We start from the raw sequence: 18,845 nt of genomic DNA on the forward strand, positions 1-18,845 counted from the left end.
CTCAACGCCAAGGAACTGATGACCATGTCGTCTACCGGACACGCGGACGAACATCACGAAGCGGCCCATGATCACGGGCATGGCGGTACCGGCAAGTACTGGCTCGTCTTTCTGGCCCTTTGCCTGCTGACGTTGTGCTCGTTTCTGACCTATTTCGAGATGTGGCATAACGCGATTCCGGTCAATGTCAGCCGGGCCTTTATGATGGCGGTGTCGGTCAGCAAAGCGCTGCTGGTGATGTGCTTTTTCATGCATCTCATTTGGGAAGCGAATTGGAAGTGGGTGCTGACGGTGCCGGCCGCGATGATGGCGGTCTTCCTGGTCTGCATGTTGATCCCTGATATCGGCTACCGCACCGACTATTACAGCAGCCATCGCTGGAACCACACGCCGCAGCCGATCGAGCCGAACCTGCACCCGTCAGGCGATGCCCGTCCCGCGGCTCAGCCAGGTCACTAAGTGCACAACATGTCAGCGCCCGCTCTCACGATCGAAAATGTCTCGTACCAGTACGGCACGCGACGTGCGCTCAACGAATTGTCGCTGCAGGTCGAGCCAGGCGAGATCTTCGTCTTTCTCGGCCCCAATGGCGGCGGTAAGACGACGCTGTTTCGCTTGTTGTCGACCCTGGCGCCGCTGCAAGCGGGCAAGGTCGACGTGCTGGGTTTTGATCTCGCCACACAGCGCGATCAGGTCCGTCGCCGGATTGGCGTCGTGTTTCAGTCCCCCAGCCTCGACAAAAAGCTGACCGTCGCCGAGAACATGCGACAACAATCGGCGCTGTACGGGCTGAGCGGCGCCGCCGCCAAAGAGGCCGAAGAGCGAATGATGCGGCAACTGGGCGTGCAGGATCGCGCCGGCGACCTGGCCGAGCAACTCTCGGGCGGGCTGCGACGTCGCGTCGAATTGGCCAAGGGAATGATTCATCGCCCGCAACTACTGCTGCTGGATGAGCCGAGCACGGGACTCGATCCTGGCGCCCGGAGCAGCTTGTGGGAATACCTACAGCGAATCCGCACCGAGCAAGGCGTCACGATCGTGCTGACGACCCATCTGCTGGAAGAGGCGGAAAAAGCGGACCGGATAGCAATCCTGGATCAAGGAACGCTGGTCGCGCTTGATACGCCCACTGCGCTAAAGTCTTCGGTTGGCGGCGACTCGGTCACGATTACAACGCGCGGCGATGTCGAAGGCCTCGCGGACGAACTGCGGCGGCTCGTTTCGTACGAGGTGCGCGTGATGGACGCCGCCGTCAGGTTTGAAGCGCCGGAGGCTTCGCAACTGGCGCCGCAGATCATGCAGACGCTGGGGGACAAGATCGATTCGATCACCTTTGGCAAGCCGACGCTTGAAGACGTCTTCATCGATAAGACCGGTCGCCAATATTGGCGTGAGGAGACGACGCATGCGTAATGACGTCGACGCGCTGGTCGAGCCGAAACCGCTGCTGGCCGCCGCTTCGCTTTGCAAACGAGAGATCGTCCGCTTTCTGCGGCAGCGCAACCGCATCATCGGCGCGATTGGGCAGCCGCTCCTCTTCTGGCTGTTGTTTGGCGCTGGGATGAGCCGGACGTTCCAACTGCCGGGCGCCGCGACCGCCGCTGGGGTTAGCTTCCTGGAGTACTACTTCTCAGGCACGCTAATGCTGATCGTGCTGTTCACGGCGATCTTCGCCACGATCTCGATCATCGAAGATCGGAACGAAGGTTTCCTGCAGTCGGTCTTGGCGGCGCCGATTCCCCGCTGGTCGATGGTGCTGGGAAAGGTAATGGGAGGCGCGCTGTTGGCGACGCTGCAGGGGGTGTTGTTCCTGCTGCTGGCGCTAACGCTGAAAGTCAATTTAGGGCCGCTCAACTTTGTTGTGATGGCGGTCTTTCTGCTAATTGTCGGGATCGGCCTGACTTCGCTCGGATTTTTGCTCGCCTGGCGGATGGAGTCGACGCAAGGCTTCCATGCGGTGATGAACTTGCTGCTGATGCCGCTGTGGCTGCTCTCCGGCGCCTTTTTTCCGGTGCCGTATGTGACCGCGCAGTCTCCCTGGAGCCAGGTCGCGATGCATTGGGTGATGCGGCTGAACCCGGTGACCTACGCAATCGCGTCGCTGCGCGAGATAATGTACTGGGGCATGGGCGACGACGCGCCGCTGCCTGGCCGCGGGCTGCCGGTCGAGGCCTATTGGGCGCCAAGTCCAACGGTCGCCATCGTGGTGACGGTTGCGTTTGCGGCGCTGATGCTGCTGTGGGCCTGTTGGTCGGCGGCGGAACCGAGAAGTGGAGACGCTTGATGAATAAGACGTTCGCATTTTTTCTCGCCACTTTGTTCGTGTTGGTCGGCGGCATGATCGTTTGGTACGCCGCCAACGGCGCAAGCCGGTCAAGCGACGTGCCGGACTTCGACTCTGGTAAGCGGAATGTGACCGTGCCTGAGGATGCGTATGTGGGCGAGTTCACCTTGACTGACACGCAAGGAGAAGCGTTCAACTCGCAAGAGCTGGATGGCGACGTTTGGGTCGGCAGCTTTTTCTTCAGCACCTGTCCGTCGATCTGCCGCTTGCTGAATCAGAAGGTCTCGGAACTGGCCGATGAGTTCAAGGGCGATGACGTCAAGTTCGTCAGCATTACGTGCGACCCGGCGACCGATACGCCCGAGGTGCTGGCGAAGTACGCTCAGATGTTCAAAGCCGATCCGGCGCAGTGGAAGTTTTTGACCGGTGATGTCGCCGAGATTCAGGAGATCTCGGAGAAGCAATTTCACGTCGGCTTCGCCAAGCAGACGCACAGCGAGCGGATGGTCGTCATCGACCGCAATGGCAAACTGCGCGGCAGTTTTTTGGCGACGCAAAATCCTGACTTTAAAGCGGCCCGCAAGCTGATCAAAGAATTGTTGAAAGAAGAGCCGGCCGAAAAAACGTCGGCGGAAAAGAAGTCGCCAGCCGAACCGATGACGTCGTTCACGCTGACCGAACGCAATGGCGAAGAGTTCGACAGCAAGTCGCTGGAGGGAGACTACTGGCTGGGGAGTTTCTTCTTTACCACCTGCCCGTCGACTTGCACGCTATTGAATCTGGAAAATGCTCGCCTGCAGGCCGAGTACGCCGATCGCGGTTTGAAGATCGTCAGCATCACGGTCGACCCGTCCAACGACACGCCGAACGTGTTGACCGGTTATGCCGAACGTTTTGGCGCCAAGCCGGACGTTTGGTACTTTTTGACCGGCGAATTGAAATACATCGAAGAGATCGGCGTCAACTACTTTGACGCCGTCGTCAAACCGCAAGCTCACAGCGAACAACTTTACCTGGTCGGCCCCGACGGCAAGGTGATCGATTCGTACATCGCGATCAATCCGACGCAGAAGCGACTGCTGCGAGAGAAGTTGGACGAGCTGTTGGGCCCGAAACAAGAGGACGCGTCGGCGAAGGCGGATGAAGCTGAAGCGTCGCCGACTGCGGAAACCACCGCTACCGAGGAGTAACTCTGTTGGACCTGGTTCAAATTCTGCCGCACGTCAACGCTTCGCTGAACGGCCTGGCGACCTTATTGTTGGTCCTTGGGTTTGTGCAGATCAAGCGTCATCAAGAGGTCGCCCACAAATGGACGATGCTCGCCTGCTTTGGCGTTTCGGTCATTTTCCTGGGGTGCTACCTGACGTATCACGCGCTGCTGGAAGGGCATGGCAAGACGTTTCCCGACTATCCACCGGTTGGCGTTCGTTACTTTTATTACGGCATGTTGCTAACGCACATTGTGTTGGCGGCGGCTGTTCCGTTTCTGGCGGTGGCGACCATTTATTACGGATTGCGTGACAATCGGCCGCGGCACCGTAAACTAGCGAAGGTGACCTTCCCGATCTGGTTGTACGTTTCGGTGACCGGCGTGTTGGTCTACTTGATGCTGTATCAGTTCTTTCCCCCGCAGGTCGCGGCGTAGAGAGTCTGAGGAGAGAAGCTCGATGAAACCTCGACAACTGGCCGCCCGGTTCGCCCTCTTCTCGCTGGCGGTTCTGTTTTGCGCGGCGGCGGCTTCGATTGCCGAAGCTTGTCCGACCTGCAAGACAGGCTTCGGCGAGCGGTACGCAAGCGCCTACGGCTGGAGCATCATTTTCATGATGGCGATGCCCTTTACGCTGATCGGCGCGTTTGCGGCGTACGTCTTCTGGTCGATCCGCAGCAAAGCTGCTGCGGCCAGCGCAGCCGGAACCGACGAAGCGGTCGCTGATCTGGTGCGACGTAAGACGGCCTCCGGCGTGCCGACGCAACCGCCGGTCGACGCCTAGAGCGGTTTTCCTCCATCTGTATCGTTCTGGCTGGTTGCGGCCGCGCTGGTCGGCGTTGACCTGCATCGACGAATCTTGAGGATTCGCCTGCTTCGGTCGCCTGGACCAGCTTGCCTCACTAACGCCAGAAACGCTACAGCTATCAGAAAAACGCTCTATCAGCCTGTTGAAAAATACCATCGTGGCATTTTTCAACCTCGCCAAGCTCAGAGCGTAGCTCTTCACGGCTCCCAAAATAACGACTTACGTCGCTATTTTGGGATCGCATCCCTGCGATCACGCAGTCCGTCGAGAAATCAACAGACTGCTAGCCGCTAGGGAAGTCGCTCGGGGACGTCGGTTCGCGGGTCCCAATACTGATCGTGCCCCAACCAAAGGCTGCGCGCTAGCGGAAAGAAGATCAGCGGAAAGACCAACACAAAGGCTAGTGACGCAAACAGCAGCGTCTGCGAATTGGCGATCCCGTTGAACAGCAGGATCGGATAGGTGACCGCGACGATCAGCGTCGTCAGCCCGTAGTTGAAATAGATCGAGCCCAAGAAAAAGCCAGGCTCGCGTTCAAACCGGACGCCGCACTCGGGGCAATCTTGATGCATGCGGAACCAACTGCGCAGCAAATGTCCCTGGCCGCAGAGTGGGCACCGCAGTCGTAAACTTCGCCAAACAAGCGTCCGAAATCTCATCTGTCCCCTCAACCTTTCCTGCAATAGCCGTGCGGCGCGTCAGCAGCCTTGATGATACCTTGGCCACGTGGCGGCCGACAAACGCCAAAATGTCGCATGCGATCGGCCTACATGCGAATATTGGCGATGGCCTGACCGATTCTCTCGCGACCGACGCCAGGTGGGCGAAAATCGCCGCGTTGGGACGTTTCCGGCATCGGTAGCCCTGTTTCTTGTTCGGTATGGCAGCGTACCGATTGGGCCTGATTTCGTCGATTGCGCTGCCAGAGGCGAAAGTCGCGGGGCCCCGATTTTGTGATCTCCCCTCGGGGCTCTATACTTTCCAAGGTGGAAATATCGTAGTTATCGCCCCTCTTCCCATCCCCGCAACCGGCTGAGCATGAAGTTCCTCCGATTCCTCCACTGCGTGACGCTGCTGGCCGCCGGGCTCGGGATCGGGCTTGCCCAGGCAGATCTTGTGCATGCGCAGATCCGCTTCTTGCCGCAGCCACCGCCAACCCGCGGGCAGTTCTCGCTGACGGTCGATCTGCCGGAACTGACCAACGAGTCGCAGCAACTGCTGGTCCAGCTCGAGCAGCGCCTGCGCGACGAGCAATGGCAAGAGGCGATCGAAGGTTATCGCCGGCTGGTGTCGGCGCATGGCGATCAGCTGTTCGAGGCTGACTCGCTGACGCTACAGTCAGGCGATCAATTCATCTTTTACGTCGGCCTGCGTCGCCGGCTACATACGCAGTTGGCCGAGATCGCTCGTCGCCGGCCGGAACTGTTGACGCCCTATCGCGAGCAGACCGACGTCGCCGCCAAGCGGGCGTACGACGCTGCGATTGAAGCGCATGATACCGGCGCCCTAGAAACGGCGATCGAACGCTATTTTCTCGCCAGCGATACCGATCAAGCGCTGCTGGCGCTAGGCGACATGCGGCTAGAGCGAGGAGAGTTTGCCGCGGCCCGGGCTGCCTGGGAACAGATCGATCCGCGGCTGCGGACTCCGCATGACGAAAAGTCGCTGCTCTACGCCTTTCCGGGGCAGCCGCTGTGGGTGGCGGTCGATGGCGTCGATTGGCAGTTGGATGGCGCCGAGATCAAGAAGTTGCTTCTCGATCCGCAGCGCCACTCGGCCCATCGTTCGGTTCCGACGACCGAGATCCCGTTGGCCGACTTGTTAGCGCGATTGACGTTGGCTTCGGCGCTGGAAGGAGATCAGCGGCGAGCGACGATCGAGCACGACTTGCTGAAACGCCTGGCGCCGGAAGCGGAAGGGATGATCGCCGGGAAGCGGCAGCGGCTGGATACAGCGCTAAAGTCGATCTTGGAGGACGCGGCCGGCAAGCAGTACGAGCTGCAGTTTGTCGACGACTGGAAGACGTTCGCCGGAAGCCAAGAGCGAAACGCCGTCGCTGACCGGTCGCCCGCGGCCGCCAAGTTGGTCTGGTCGACCGAACTGCCGACGCCCCCCTCGAGCATGCGACTGGCAGGTTTGCCCGAAATGCTGCAGAGTGGTGAGCCGCCGCTCAGCTATTACCCGATCGCGGTCGACGGCGAGTTGTTCGTCAACGACCCGCAGCGGTTACGGGCATTGCGGCTGCAAGATGGAACGCCTGCGTGGCCGACCGGCGGAGATAACGATCCAAAGAACCCGGACTACGGCATGTTTCATCGCAGCGGCGTCGACTTGTCGAACGGATTGCGGCTGGGAAACACGAATCAATGGCAAGACCGTCAACTGCCGAAGATGGAGTCGGCGATCGGCGCTCCGCGCTACACGCTGTCGGCCAGCGGCCGTTTGATGGCCGCGCGGCAAGGCGCTTCGCTGTCGGTCTATACCGAACGACCGTCCACTTTCTTCAAGTCGGCCGAGATGTACGTCATCGACCTGGCGGCGGAGGGTCGTATCGCGTCGATCATCGCGGCCAACGATCCTGGCGAACAGGAATGGGAGTTTGAAGGAACTGGCCTGATCGACGACGGCCGGCTGTATGTGGCGATGACCAAGAATGGGGTTCGCAGCGAGTCGGCGATCGCTTGCTACGACGCTTCGACCGCCCGGCGAATCTGGCGGCGGACCGTTTGTTCGACCGAACCGTATGGCGCCGGCCTAGTGCTGGGGGACAAAGCGGGACAGCGTTCGCACAATTTACTGACCCTGGCCGACGGCGTGTTGTATTACAACACCAACCGCGGCGTGATCGCCGCGGTGAGCGCCGCCGCCGGCGAGATCCAGTGGTTAACCCTGTATCCCCGCGGTCCGCTCGAAGCGGGGACGATGACGCAGGCCAATCAACAGCTAACCCGCGATTTGAATCCGTGTATCGTCACCGGCGATATGGTGATTGCGATGCCGGCCGATTGCGATCGCATCATCGCGCTCGACGCGGCGACCGGCAAATTGCAGTGGCAAACGGTTCCCGGAGGCGTGCAGGCGACCCATCTTTTGGGGACGACCAAAGACGACTTGATCGTCAGCGGCGAGCAGTTGTTTTGGATTCGTCTCGACTCAGGAAGACTGCGGTGTCAGTTTCCCAATCCGCGTGATCCGGACAATCCGCAGGCCGAGCGACCTCCGCTCGGTTACGGACGCGGCGTCTTGGCGCGTGATACAATATATTGGCCAACGCTTGAGGCGGTTTACGTCTTGAAGCAGCAGGTTGGCCCAGAAGAGAAACCGGTCGCCGCCCGCGAGCCGATCCATTTGCAGCAGCTCGGGCTCAAAGGGGGCAACTTGGCGATCTCGGGCGACTACCTGGTGGTGGCCAGTGCGACGCAGTTATCGGTGTTGACCGACCTGAGCGAAGAAGAGGCCAGCGAGCCATCTCGCTAATTTTGGCGAAGCGCCGCACAGCGCATCGCAGCACCTCGGAGATTTGACGTTGGAAGAACAAGATATCGATGCGGTACGTCGGCTTAACGCCGCCCACGAGCAGATCACGCGCGAATTGTCGAAGGTGATTGTCGGCCAACAAGAGGTGGTAGAGCAACTGCTGATCTCCCTATTTGCCGGCGGCCACTGTCTGTTGGTCGGCGTGCCGGGGTTGGCCAAGACGCTGATGATTCGGAGCCTGGCCGAATCGTTGACGCTTAACTTCAATCGCATTCAGTTTACGCCTGACTTGATGCCGTCCGACATCACCGGGACGGAAGTGATTCAGGAAGACAAGGCGACCGGCCAGCGCGAGTATCGCTTCATTCCGGGTCCGGTCTTCGCCAACGTCATCTTGGCGGATGAAATCAACCGAACGCCTCCCAAGACGCAAGCCGCGCTGTTGGAAGCGATGCAGGAGCATCAGGTCACCGCCGGCGGTCAGCGACATCGGTTGCCGACGCCGTTCTTCGTATTGGCGACGCAAAACCCGATCGAGCAAGAAGGCACCTACCCACTGCCCGAAGCGCAGCTTGACCGATTCATGTTCAACGTCCAGGTCGACTATCCGTCGCCGGCCGAAGAGCTGGAAATCGTCCGCCGCACGACCGCCGATCATCACGCGTTGATCACGCCGACGTTGTCGGCCGATGACATCGCCCAACTGACCCACGTCGTCCGCAAGGCGCCGGTCGCCGATCATGTGGCCGAGTATGCGATTCAACTGGTCCGAATGACTCGCAAGGGGCGCGAAGAGACGCCGGACTTTATTGGCCAGTACGTGCAATGGGGCGCCGGTCCGCGGGCCAGTCAGTACCTGGTGCTGGGCGCCAAGTCGCGGGCCGTGCTCGAGGGCCGCACCTTCGTCACGACGCAGGACGTGCAAGCGGTCGCCTTGCCGGTGCTGCGCCATCGGATGCGCACCAACTTTACCGCTGACGCCGAAGGGATCACGACCGATGATCTGATTCGTCGTCTTATCGAACTCGTGCCCACGGTCGCCGCCGATGAACAAGCCGACAAGGCGTTTAGATCCGCAAACGCTGGCTAAGCTGCATGGCTTGAGAATGCGGGCCCAACACATTGTCGAAGGGTTCGTCTCGGGTTCGCACCGTAGTCCCTATCGCGGTTTCTCGATCGAGTTCGCCGAACACCGAGAGTACGCGCCGGGCGACGATCTGCGCTACCTCGACTGGAAGGTGTTCGGCCGGACCGACAAGTTCTATCTCAAGCAGTACGAAGACGAAACGAACCTGATCGCCTATCTGGTGCTCGACGTCAGCGAAAGTATGACCTATCGCGGTCCCAACTCGCCGCTTTCGAAGCTGGAGTACGCCGAGTGCATCGCCGCCACCATGGCCTGGCTGACGCTGCATCAACAAGACGCCGTTGGCTTGGCGACGTTTGATGAAGAGGTGCGGACGCTGATTGAGCCCGGCAGTAGCCCGACGCAGCTTCAGCAGTTTTTTGACGTGCTCGATCGGACCGAGCCGCAGCGAAAAACGGCGACCGGTCCGATCTTTCATCAACTGGCCGAGCGTTGCCGCAAACGGGGCATCGTGTTGGTGATCAGCGACTTCTTTGACGACGTTGATGCGATGATCGCCGGGCTGAAGCATTTTCGGCATCGCCGACATGACGTAGTGCTGGTCCATGTGCTCGATCCGGCCGAGCTCGATTTTCCGTTTCAACAGCCGACGCTGTTTCATGGGCTGGAGCAAATGCCGGAACTGTTGGTCGACCCGCAATCGCTCCGCAAGGCGTACTTGCGCGAGATCACCGCGGCGATCGCAGCGCTAAAGGCCCAGGCCAACAGCGCCAATATCGACTATCTGCAGGTTCGCACCGATCAGCCGCTCGATGTGGTGCTCAACGCGTTTCTGTCAGGACGTATGGCTCGGATGCATTCGTAAGGAAAGATCGCCTGTGGAGTTGTTGGCCGTCAGCCCGTTTTTATTTTCCAGCGCCGGTATGTTGGCGTGGGGACTGGCCGCCGCTGCGCCGATTTTGATTCATCTCTGGAATCGTCGGCGGCATCGCGAGACGAACTGGGCGGCGATGCACTACCTGATCGCCGCGATGAAAAAGAACTCGCGGCGGATTCAGATCGAGCAATTGCTGTTGCTGATCGTCCGGTGCGCGATCATGTTGCTGTTCGCGTTGGCGCTAGCCGACATTTCGTGCAGTTCCGGTTCGCCGCTGGCGGCGTCGGCGACGCTCGACGCGCGGCATACGGTGATCGTCATCGACGGCTCGTACAGCATGGACTATCGCGAGAATGGCCGGTCACGCTTTGATCGAGCGAAAGAGGAGGCCCGGCATCTGATCGAGGCGACCTCGCAAGGAGACGCCCATACGCTGGTGCGAATGGGCGAGCCGCCGCTGGTGGTGATCGGCGATCCCGCGTACGACGCCGGCGACGTGATGCAAGAGATCGACGCGCTGCAGATTGCCGATAGCGGCGCCAACCTGGAAGCGACGCTAGCCGAGGTCGAAAAGATCTTGGATGGCGCTAATGAGAATCATCCCCGCTTGAGCCGGTCGCGCGTGGTATTCCTCAGCGACCTGCAGAAGACGACCTGGGAGTCGGCCTCCGCCGCAACCGCCCGATTGGATCAACTGGCGACCAAGAGCAGTCTCAGCCTGATCGACCTGGGGCAACCGACCACCAGCAACGCGTTTATCGAGAACGTCCGCATGGTCGAGCCATTCGCCACGCTCGCCGCTCCCAGCACCTTTGAAGTCGACGTCCGGCGCCAGGGAGACTTGGGCGCCGGCGGCGAGAGCGTCCGCATGTTTGTCGATGACACGCTTGTCGGGCAGCAGCTGATCGACCTATCGAGCAGCGAAGCGGCCGCCGCACAGTTTTCGCATCGCTTTGAAAAAGAAGGGGACCATGCCGTCGAGTTTCGCCTGGACGACGACCCATTGCCGATCGACGACCATCGCTGGATCGTCGCCGCGGCCAAAGATCAGGTCCGCGTCTTGTGCGTCGCCGGCAGTCCCGGCGCGGCGAAATTCTTGAAGTTCGCTCTGCGTCCCGATGACGCAGCCGATGCGGCGATCGCGCCGGAAGTGATCAACCAATCGGCCCTGGTCGAGATTGATCTGGCGCCGTTTGCCGCGATCTTCGTCGCGGATGCCGCCCGGTTTACGCCGCAGGAAGCAGGCGTGCTGACCGAATTCGCGGAAACCGGGAAAGGCCTCGCGTTCTTCCTGGGGCCTGACGCCGACGCCGAAAATTACAACCGTCTGCTGGGATCGGCCGAACGGCCGCTGTTGCCGGTGAAATTGGAGACCCCCAGCGGCGAAGGAGACTACCGTTTTGATCCGCGCGGGTACGAACATCCGCTGGTCGAACCGTTCCGCGGGCAGCAAGGGGGCGGTTTGCTATCGACGCCAATCTGGCGGTACTTCCGCGTACAGCGAAACGAAACGGCCCGCGTAGCGCTGTGGCTGGATAACGGCGATCCGGCGATCGTACTGGGGAGCGGCAATCAAAGTGAGGGCGTCGACAGCGTCGCGGTCATCGCTCTGCCGGCGGCGATTACCACTGGTTCCGGTCAGCCGTGGTCAGCCCTGCCGACGTGGCCCAGTTTTCCGCCGCTGGTTCAAGAGACGTTGGCGCAAATCGTGCGGGGAGAAAGCGATCGGCAAAACGTCTTAGTGGGGCAAGTGCTGCAAGGAAGACTGACTGCCAGCAGCAGCGCCGTAACCGCCGCGATTACAACACCACGGAAAGAGACGCAGCGGCTGGGACGACTACCCGACGGCAGTTGGGCGTTTGACGAAACCGAAGTGAGCGGCGTCTATCGTCTACAAGTGAGCGATCGCGCCGACGCTGATGCGCTGTTTGCCGTCAATCTGCGAACCGCGGAAAGCGATCTGACGCAGGTCTCGCGCGAAGACTTGCCGCCGGTGCTGTTTGAAGCGAGCACCGATGAAGGCGCCTTTTTGGCGACCGGAATCGTGGAGGGAATCCCGCTTTTTCGGATGCTGTTGATCGCCGTATTGACGCTGTTATTGCTGGAACCGATTCTTGCCTGGAAGTTTGGATCGGCCGCCCTATGAACGAAACATTCGACCGGTGGATCTACTGGTTTTTCGCGGGCGACGCCGCCGAGCAGGCGGATGGTTTGCAGTCGAGCCTGCAGTGGATCGCCCCCTGGGCGCCCTGGGGCACGATTGCGATTCTAATTGGCGGCGGCGTGCTGGTCGCTTCGATCTATTACCGCGAACGCTCCACGAAGCAGGCCTGGTTCAAGGCGACGCTCGCTGCGATGCGGATCGCGCTGGTCGCGTTGATCCTGTTCATGTTGTACGGCTTATCGCTGCGACCATATCGAACCGATACGCCTGATTTGGTCTTGGCGCTGGACGACTCGCAAAGCATGTCGCACATCGATCCGCTCAGCGGGGAAGAAGCGTCGCAGATCAAGTCGCGACTGTCGGCCGCTGGCTACGCCGACGCATCGCGCTGGAATCAAGGACGCACGTTGCTGCTGGGGGAAGATTGGTTTGACCAACTGCAGTCGCGGTATCGACTGAAAGGGTACTACGTCGGCGATAGCGGCCGGGCCTGGAGCGGCGATATCGAACAATGGCCCGAAACGCTGCAGTTGGCCGAGGCGAATCGACCGGCGAGCCGACTTGGGGACAGTCTGACCGAGATCTTCCAACAGCAGCGGGGCCGACCGACCGCCGCGGTGGTGTTGTTGACCGATGGGATCACGACCGAAGGAAAGTCGCTGTCGGATGCGGCGGTGGTCGCCCGGCGTCGCGGAGCGCCCCTGTTTGTGGTGGGGCTGGGGAGTCGCCAAAGGCAACTGAACGCCAGCGTCGAAGATCTCGATGTCGAGCGCGCCGCGTTTGTCGGCGATCCGCTGAATTTCAAGTTTCGATTCGGCGCGACCGGCATGGCGGGCAAGACCGCCAAAGTGACGCTGCGGAAGAAGGACGATCCAGAGATTCTCGCCGAGAAGAACGTCACTATTTCGACCGACGAAATGACGCGTCAGATGGAACTGCAGTTCCGGCCGACCGAAAAAGGGGACTTCACCTTTATCATCGACGTCGAAGCGGGGGACGACGAAGTTGATCTCAGCGATAATCAAGCGACCGCGCAAGTGGCGGTTCGCGATGATGCGATCAAGGTGCTGCTGGTCGACTCGCAGCCGCGGTTTGAATATCGCTATCTCAAGACGCTATTCGAACGCCAACTGAAGCCGGTCAGCGCCAGCGGTCAGCCGGAGAACGCCTTTGACCTGACGGCGATTCTGCAAGACTCCGACATGGAATATTCGGACCAGGATGCCGTCGCCGAGCGGGTGTTCCCCGCCAGCCAGGAAGAGTTGTTTCAGTTTGACGTCATCGTGATCGGCGACGCGAACCCGGCGTTCCTCAGCCGCAGCAATTTGGAACTGGTCAACAAGTTTGTGGTGGAGAAGGGGGGCGGCGTCATTTTTGTCGCCGGCGATCAGTATCTGCCGTGGCTGTATGGCGGCACGCCGTTGGCGGCGCTCTTTCCGTTTCAGCTGGAAAACGCGCAGCGTCCTGCGCCCCCGCTGTCGAGTTCGATTCCGGTCAAGCTCAGTAACCTCGGCGTGACTTCGCCGCCGCTGCAGGTTGGCGCCAATACCAGCGACACGCTGCGGCGGTGGGATTCGATTGAGCAGCTGTACTGGTTGCCGGAGTTTACTTCGCTGAAGTCTGGCGCCCAGGTATTGGCGACGGCCCGCGATCGCTTTGATCCGCAAGGGGATCCGATTCCGCTGTTGATGCAGCAGTTTGTCGGCGGTGGAAAGGTGATGTTCTTGGCCAGCGACGATCTGTGGCGGTGGGAGCATCACGATCCATTTTGGATGCAGACGGTTCGCTACCTGGCCCGGGCTTCGGTCTTGGGGGGAGGTTGGGGCGCCGAGTTGGCCGCCAGCCGCAACGAGTACGAACGGGGCGAGCCGGTCCGATTGCGAGTTCGCTTTTTTGACGACCGCAAAGCGCCGACCAGCGACCAAGGGGTGACCGTCATGATCGAGCAAGCAGGGGGACGCCAACGCCGCGTCTCGCTGGCCCGCAGTTCGGGAAGCCGCGACACCTTCGAGGCGGCGATCAGCGATCTGCCGGAAGGAGAATACCGTGCGTGGATTGCCGAGCCGGTGATGTCGGACGCACCGGAGCAAGCGGCGACCCGTTTTCGGATCGAAGCGACTGCCGGCGAAATGGCTCGCTTGGCGGCCGATTTTGGCGAGTTGCGGACCGCCGCCAGCGTCGCCGGCGGAACGTTTTATACCTTCGCCGAGGCGACTCAACTCCTGAATGACTTGCCAGAAGGGCGACAAGTGCGGATTGAAACGCTCTCGCCGATCCCGGTTTGGAATTCCTGGAAACTAGCGACCCTGTTCATCAGTCTTATTATTGGCGAGTGGTTGTTGCGGAAGCGAGGAGGGATGCTGTAACGGTCGCTCGCGCCGTTTTCGACTGGAAGCGGCGGCGACAAGCCCGGTATAGTGAAGGAGGCGATTCTCCAACATCGATAGGACATGAAGCACCCAATCATTCAGCAAATCGAACGCGTCCGAGACCGCGCCATGCGGTTGGTTCGGCTGCGCGCAACGCTGTGGTGCGTCGCCGCGCTCGTTGGCGCCTTGGGCGGAATCGCATTGCTTGACTACGTGGTGCATAGCGAAGACGCGGGGACCCGCTATTTCTTTTCGCTCGCCGCTTGGGGCAGTTGCATTGCGATCGCGATCTATCTGTTACCGAAAGCGTGGCGGTGGAAGCCGACGCTGTTGGCGACGGCGCAGCGGCTCGAATCGTTCTTTCCGCAGTTTCGAGATCGCGTCACCAGTTCGCTGGAGTTTTTAGAGAGCGGCGCCTCGACCGGATCGCTCGCGCTCCAGCGCAATGTGATCGCCGAGACCGAGGCCGATTTGCAAAGCTACGACCTGGACGCCGCCGTCAATCGAGACATCTACAAGCGTGGGGCGCTGGTGGCGATCGCCGCCGTCGCCCTGGCCGCGGTTTTGGTTGTCGCCGCGCCTCGGTATGCCCGCATCGGGCTGACGCGGCTAGCGGCGCCTTGGAGCGACGCCCAATGGCCGCGGGTTAATCAACTGCAGTTTGTCGATCCACCCAGCACGGTGGCGGTAGGCGAAAGCGTTTCGCTGGAAGTGATTGATGGCGGCGGAGAACTGCCCGATGGCGTGACGCTGCAGGTCGATCGGGGCGATCGCATCGAATCGCTGCCGATGGAGTTCGACTTTGGCAAGTCGGTGATGAAGCGAACATTGGCCAACGTCACCACCGACCTCCGCTATCGCGCGTTCGGCGGCGATGACGACGCGATGTCATGGCGGACGCTGAAAGCGGTCGATCCGCCGAAAATCATCGACGTGCAGGTAACGGTTGCTCCGCCCGCTTATACCGAGTGGGCGGCAACTCCCTCGCCGCGGGTGATTCTGGCGCTGCAAGGATCGCAGGTCGAGATCTCCGGCAAAGTCGATCAGCCGATCGCCCAGGCGCGGCTGCACTTTGAAAATGCGCAAGGGAAACGGACGATTCCGCTGAAGGTGGGCGAAGATCAGCTGTCGCTCGTCGGTGATTCGGATACGCCGTTCCTGCTGACCGCTTCCGGAGTCTATTGGCTGGAAGTCGAGACGGCGTCCGGTTTGGTGCGGACCGAGCGAGATCGTTTTCAGGCTCGTGCACTCGCCGACAAACCGCCAGAGCTGACCTGGAAGCAGCCGGAAGAGAACATCTACGTCACGCCGACCGCTAGTATCGAACTGGCGGCGGAAGGTTCGGACGATCTTGGCCTGCAGCGGGCGCTGATAAAGTTCATGAATCTGCGTGCGACCGACGCCGGCGCCACCGAAGTGGAACTTTGGACGGCGCCCGACAGCGCGCCGCGAGTCGCTTCGCTGGAGTCGATCAGCTCGGATCCACTGCCGCCGGTGGCGCTTGGATATCAGTGGCAACTCAAGGAATTGGAAGACTTGCGGCCAGGGGACGTTCTAGAGGCGACGCTGGTCGGCTACGACCGAAAACCTCAAGAAGGCGTGAGCCTGCCGCGGCGGATCACGATCGTCTCGCCGGAGCAGATGGAAGAGCGAATCGTCGGGATGCAGCGGCGGTTGATCACGCAATTGAGCGAAGCGGCTCAGGCTCAAGCCGAAGCCCGCAGCGAAACGTCGGCCGTCGAAATCGCCGCCGCCGAAGGGAAACCGCTCGGCCCGCAGGATCGTTCGCGACTTCAGAACGCCGAGCTGCGCCAACGTCGCGTCCGGCGTGAGATCGCCGATCCACAAACCGGCGTCGGCGCCCAGATCGAAAAGATCGAGCGCGAGATGGAGCGGAACGGTTTGGACGATCCCGACACGAAGGACCAACTGGTCGCTCTGCGAGCGCAAACCGAACAGATGGCGGGCGAAGAGCTGGCCAGCATCGAGAACAAGCTGGGCGAAGCGAAACGCCAGATCGAACTTGGCGAGAACTCGTCGCCGGCCGAACGCAGCGAGCAAGCGGCCGAAATGCGCGGCAAGCTGGCCGAGACGGTCGAGCAGCAGCGGACCGCCGAACGCCAATTGGAAGAGATGATCTCGGGGCTGTCGCAATGGGATACATATCGCCGCTTCGCGATCGACTTGCGGGCGCTGCGTCAGCGCCAACAAGACCTGCAGCAGCGCACCGAAGAAGACCAAGCGGCGGCGATCGGTAAGACGCCCGAGAGCCTGGATCCTGCCGAACGATCCGAGCGGAAACGTTTGGCGACCGACCAGGCCGATCTGGCGAATCAGCTGGACCGGATCCAGTCGCGCATGCGGGAGATGGAAAAACAGCTGGCCGGTAGCGAACCGGGGGCGGCCGAAACGTTGAAAGATGCGGTCGAGCAGCAGCGGCAAGAAGCGATCTCGCAGAAGATGCGGGAGGCAGGCGCCCAACTGGCGGAAAACCAGATGGGAGAGGCGGCCAACTCGCAGTCGGAAGTCGACAAACAGTTGGGAGAGATGCTCGACATCTTGAACAATCGTCGTGAGAACCGCCTGAAGCAGCTCTCCGAGAAGCTGAAGGAAGCGGAGCAAGAACTGCGTGACCTGAACGCGAAACAAAAGGGTCTGCAAGACAAACTAAAACAGGCCGCCCGGACGCAAAACCCGCAAGAGCGCCAACGCCAGTTGGAACGCCTGGCCGCTGAGCAAAAGAACTTGCAAGCGCAGGCCGAACGACTGGCCCGCAAGCTAGAGCGTTTGCGAGCCGACAAGGCGGCCGACGCCGTTCGCCAGTCGGCGCAGAGACTAGAGAACGCCGCCGACAACGCGAACAACGATGACGCCGGGGCGTCGCTGGAGCAGCAGGAGCAGGCCGAGCGCGATCTAGAAGAAGCGCAGCAAGAGCTGGCCGAGAAACAAAAACAGGTCGAAAAAGATCTGGCCGAAGAGCAATCGCAGCGTCTGCGTCAGTCGATCGAGTCGATGGTGACGCAGCAGCAAACGGTCGTTCGCGAGATTGATCGCCTGCAAGAGATTGTCGGCGAACGTCGTCCGAATGCGGCCGAGGGAGAGTCGATTCGGCTCATCTCGCAGCTGCAAAAGGGGCTGATGACCGAAACGGCCGATTTTGCGCGGACAATTTCCAAGGCGGCGGTTTTCCACCTCTCACTGACCACGGCGGCCGATTTGATGCGGGAAACGGCCCGCGGACTCGATGCGCGCGACATTTCGACTTCGACCGAGCGCACCGCCAGTCAGGCGGCCACGCGGCTGGAGCAATTGCTGGCCGCGATGGAGGAAGGGGATGCGGAAGAGAATCAGCCGCAAAATAACGATCAGGGGCAGCAAGAAGGCCAACAGCAAGGTGGCGACCAGCAGCGGAGCCAGGACGGCATCAGCCAGATTGCCCAGCTGAAATTGCTGAAACTGATGCAGCAGGGGGTCAACGACCTGACCGCCGAGGCGGCGGCTCGTTTGGCGAAGGAGTCTCCCCCCTCGGTCGAGCTGGAAATAGAATTGGCCCGGCTGGCGAAAGAGCAGGGCGATCTCGCCGAATTAGCGTTAGAATTAACAAAGCCGGCCAAGGAAGATATCTTCGAGATCGAAGAAGAAGAGGAGCCGGCCGATCCGGCCGGCGACGCTGCGCCTGCGGATGACGTCCCCGGTGAAGTCGGCCCCGGTAAAGCCGACCCAGTGGAGAACCTGTAATGCGAATGCTCTCAATGCTTGCGATGTGCGCGCTACTGTCTGCGGCTGCGCCCGTGCTGGCCGATCAGGATTCGCTCGATCAGGAACTGCTGGAAGGGCTGGGGGATGACCTGTTTGAGGGACTCGACATTCCCGACGTCGTCCCACCGAAGCCAAGCGAAAACAAACCGGACGGCTCGCAAGATCCGCCCGGAAATGAGCCGCTGATCGGAGAGCCCGATGGCGAGGATCTCGGCGAAGGGCCGGAGAATCCGCTGCTGCAAATTGGCCGCGACATGCAGACCGTGCAAGATCGGATCGGCCAAGGTCAGGCCGAAGACGACACGCTCTCGATGCAGCAGTCGATCATCAAGCAGTTGGATGATTTGATCGAACAAGCCAAGCAGCAGCAACAACAGCAGCAACAGCAACAAAACCCACAGCAGCAGCAACAACAGCAACAACAAAAAAATCAGCAGCAGCAACAGCAGAACCAACAACAGCAGCAATCGCAGCAACAGGGCCAACAGGGCCAACAGGGCCAACAACAGCCGCAAAACGGCGGCGCTGAACCGCAGCCCCAGGAAGGGGACGCAGAGCAACAGTCGCAGCAGCAGCGTGACAATGAACAGGCGATGGAGAGCAGCGACGAACTGCGAGACAAAGACTACGAACTACTGCCGCTGGAAGCCCGCGGCGCGTTGATCAAGGAAGTTTGGGGACAACTCCCTGAACGAGTTCGCCAGCAGTTGCAAAACGCTTCGGTCGAAAAGTTTCTGCCAAAATACGAACGTCTTACGGAAGACTATTTTCGCCGTCTGGCGGAAGAGGAGCAAGGTCGATGATTCGCCGTCG

14 protein-coding genes are annotated in these 18,845 nt (G+C 60.7%); 13 read left to right on the forward strand and 1 reads right to left on the reverse strand.

Features of this window, described 5'->3' with window-relative positions:
* The first annotated feature begins 24 nt into the window (after window positions 1-24).
* Genes Enr8_RS06945 through Enr8_RS06970 form a run of 6 tightly spaced genes read left to right on the forward strand, consistent with a single transcriptional unit; the run spans window position 25 to window position 4,275 of the window.
* Window positions 25-459, forward strand: coding sequence for a cytochrome C oxidase subunit IV family protein (locus Enr8_RS06945; protein WP_186767480.1), 435 nt, complete (start codon window positions 25-27; stop codon window positions 457-459).
* A 9-nt stretch (window positions 460-468) separates the two neighbouring features.
* Window positions 469-1,413: an ABC transporter ATP-binding protein gene (locus Enr8_RS06950; RefSeq protein WP_146429842.1), complete on the forward strand. Its 945-nt coding sequence runs from the start codon at window positions 469-471 to the stop codon at window positions 1,411-1,413.
* Window positions 1,406-2,284, forward strand: a complete 879-nt coding sequence (locus tag Enr8_RS06955; RefSeq protein WP_146429843.1) for an ABC transporter permease — start codon at window positions 1,406-1,408, stop codon at window positions 2,282-2,284. The genes Enr8_RS06950 and Enr8_RS06955 overlap by 8 nt, the downstream gene beginning before the upstream one ends.
* On the forward strand, window positions 2,284-3,474 hold the full coding sequence (locus Enr8_RS06960; protein WP_146429844.1) for an SCO family protein: 1,191 nt from the start codon (window positions 2,284-2,286) through the stop codon (window positions 3,472-3,474). Before Enr8_RS06955 ends, Enr8_RS06960 begins: the two co-directional genes overlap by 1 nt.
* Before the next feature lie 5 nt (window positions 3,475-3,479).
* Window positions 3,480-3,929: a DUF420 domain-containing protein gene (locus tag Enr8_RS06965; RefSeq protein WP_146429845.1), complete on the forward strand. Its 450-nt coding sequence runs from the start codon at window positions 3,480-3,482 to the stop codon at window positions 3,927-3,929.
* 22 nt (window positions 3,930-3,951) lie between these two features.
* Window positions 3,952-4,275: a hypothetical protein gene (locus tag Enr8_RS06970; protein ID WP_146429846.1), complete on the forward strand. Its 324-nt coding sequence runs from the start codon at window positions 3,952-3,954 to the stop codon at window positions 4,273-4,275.
* A gap of 314 nt (window positions 4,276-4,589) precedes the next feature.
* On the opposite strand, the gene Enr8_RS06975 is transcribed toward Enr8_RS06970, so the two are convergent.
* Window positions 4,590-4,958 carry a DUF983 domain-containing protein gene (locus Enr8_RS06975; protein WP_146429847.1) on the reverse strand — a complete coding sequence of 123 codons (369 nt, stop codon included), beginning with the start codon at window positions 4,956-4,958 and terminating at the stop codon, window positions 4,590-4,592.
* A 379-nt stretch (window positions 4,959-5,337) separates the two neighbouring features.
* Here Enr8_RS06975 and Enr8_RS06980 point away from each other — a divergent pair, with 379 nt between their 5' ends.
* From Enr8_RS06980 to Enr8_RS07010, 7 genes are all read left to right on the forward strand, one after another.
* Complete coding sequence (locus tag Enr8_RS06980; RefSeq protein ID WP_146429848.1) at window positions 5,338-7,776, forward strand: outer membrane protein assembly factor BamB family protein; 2,439 nt, start codon at window positions 5,338-5,340, stop codon at window positions 7,774-7,776.
* Between the two features lie 49 nt (window positions 7,777-7,825).
* Entirely contained in the window at window positions 7,826-8,866 is a 1,041-nt protein-coding gene (locus Enr8_RS06985; RefSeq protein ID WP_146429849.1) for an AAA family ATPase, read from the forward strand.
* Window positions 8,823-9,728, forward strand: a complete 906-nt coding sequence (locus Enr8_RS06990; RefSeq protein ID WP_146429850.1) for a DUF58 domain-containing protein — start codon at window positions 8,823-8,825, stop codon at window positions 9,726-9,728. The genes Enr8_RS06985 and Enr8_RS06990 overlap by 44 nt, the downstream gene beginning before the upstream one ends.
* 13 nt (window positions 9,729-9,741) lie before the next feature.
* On the forward strand, window positions 9,742-11,886 hold the full coding sequence (locus Enr8_RS06995; protein ID WP_186767482.1) for a VWA domain-containing protein: 2,145 nt from the start codon (window positions 9,742-9,744) through the stop codon (window positions 11,884-11,886).
* Window positions 11,883-14,270, forward strand: a complete 2,388-nt coding sequence (locus Enr8_RS07000) for a hypothetical protein (protein WP_146429852.1) — start codon at window positions 11,883-11,885, stop codon at window positions 14,268-14,270. Before Enr8_RS06995 ends, Enr8_RS07000 begins: the two co-directional genes overlap by 4 nt.
* An 84-nt stretch (window positions 14,271-14,354) precedes the next feature.
* On the forward strand, window positions 14,355-18,011 hold the full coding sequence (locus Enr8_RS07005; RefSeq protein WP_146429853.1) for a hypothetical protein: 3,657 nt from the start codon (window positions 14,355-14,357) through the stop codon (window positions 18,009-18,011).
* Window positions 18,011-18,835: a hypothetical protein gene (locus Enr8_RS07010; protein WP_146429854.1), complete on the forward strand. Its 825-nt coding sequence runs from the start codon at window positions 18,011-18,013 to the stop codon at window positions 18,833-18,835. The genes Enr8_RS07005 and Enr8_RS07010 overlap by 1 nt, the downstream gene beginning before the upstream one ends.
* Window positions 18,836-18,845: the final 10 nt, after the last annotated feature.

The sequence above is a fragment of the Blastopirellula retiformator genome (assembly GCF_007859755.1).
Classification (GTDB): Bacteria; Planctomycetota; Planctomycetia; order Pirellulales; family Pirellulaceae; genus Blastopirellula; species Blastopirellula retiformator.

What these genes read in the sequence shown, in the direction of transcription:
- Enr8_RS06950 (WP_146429842.1), top strand. Translation starts at nt 469, where the DNA reads ATGTCAGCGCCCGCTCTCACGATCGAAAATGTCTCGTACCAGTACGGC.
- Enr8_RS06955 (WP_146429843.1), top strand. Translation starts at nt 1,406, where the DNA reads ATGCGTAATGACGTCGACGCGCTGGTCGAGCCGAAACCGCTGCTGGCC.
- Enr8_RS06980 (WP_146429848.1), top strand. Translation starts at nt 5,338, where the DNA reads ATGAAGTTCCTCCGATTCCTCCACTGCGTGACGCTGCTGGCCGCCGGG.
- Enr8_RS06990 (WP_146429850.1), top strand. Translation starts at nt 8,823, where the DNA reads ATGAACAAGCCGACAAGGCGTTTAGATCCGCAAACGCTGGCTAAGCTG.
- Enr8_RS06945 (WP_186767480.1), top strand. Translation starts at nt 25, where the DNA reads ATGTCGTCTACCGGACACGCGGACGAACATCACGAAGCGGCCCATGAT.
- Enr8_RS07010 (WP_146429854.1), top strand. Translation starts at nt 18,011, where the DNA reads ATGCGAATGCTCTCAATGCTTGCGATGTGCGCGCTACTGTCTGCGGCT.
- Enr8_RS06960 (WP_146429844.1), top strand. Translation starts at nt 2,284, where the DNA reads ATGAATAAGACGTTCGCATTTTTTCTCGCCACTTTGTTCGTGTTGGTC.
- Enr8_RS07005 (WP_146429853.1), top strand. Translation starts at nt 14,355, where the DNA reads ATGAAGCACCCAATCATTCAGCAAATCGAACGCGTCCGAGACCGCGCC.
- Enr8_RS06975 (WP_146429847.1), bottom strand. Translation starts at nt 4,958, where the DNA reads ATGAGATTTCGGACGCTTGTTTGGCGAAGTTTACGACTGCGGTGCCCA.
- Enr8_RS07000 (WP_146429852.1), top strand. Translation starts at nt 11,883, where the DNA reads ATGAACGAAACATTCGACCGGTGGATCTACTGGTTTTTCGCGGGCGAC.
- Enr8_RS06970 (WP_146429846.1), top strand. Translation starts at nt 3,952, where the DNA reads ATGAAACCTCGACAACTGGCCGCCCGGTTCGCCCTCTTCTCGCTGGCG.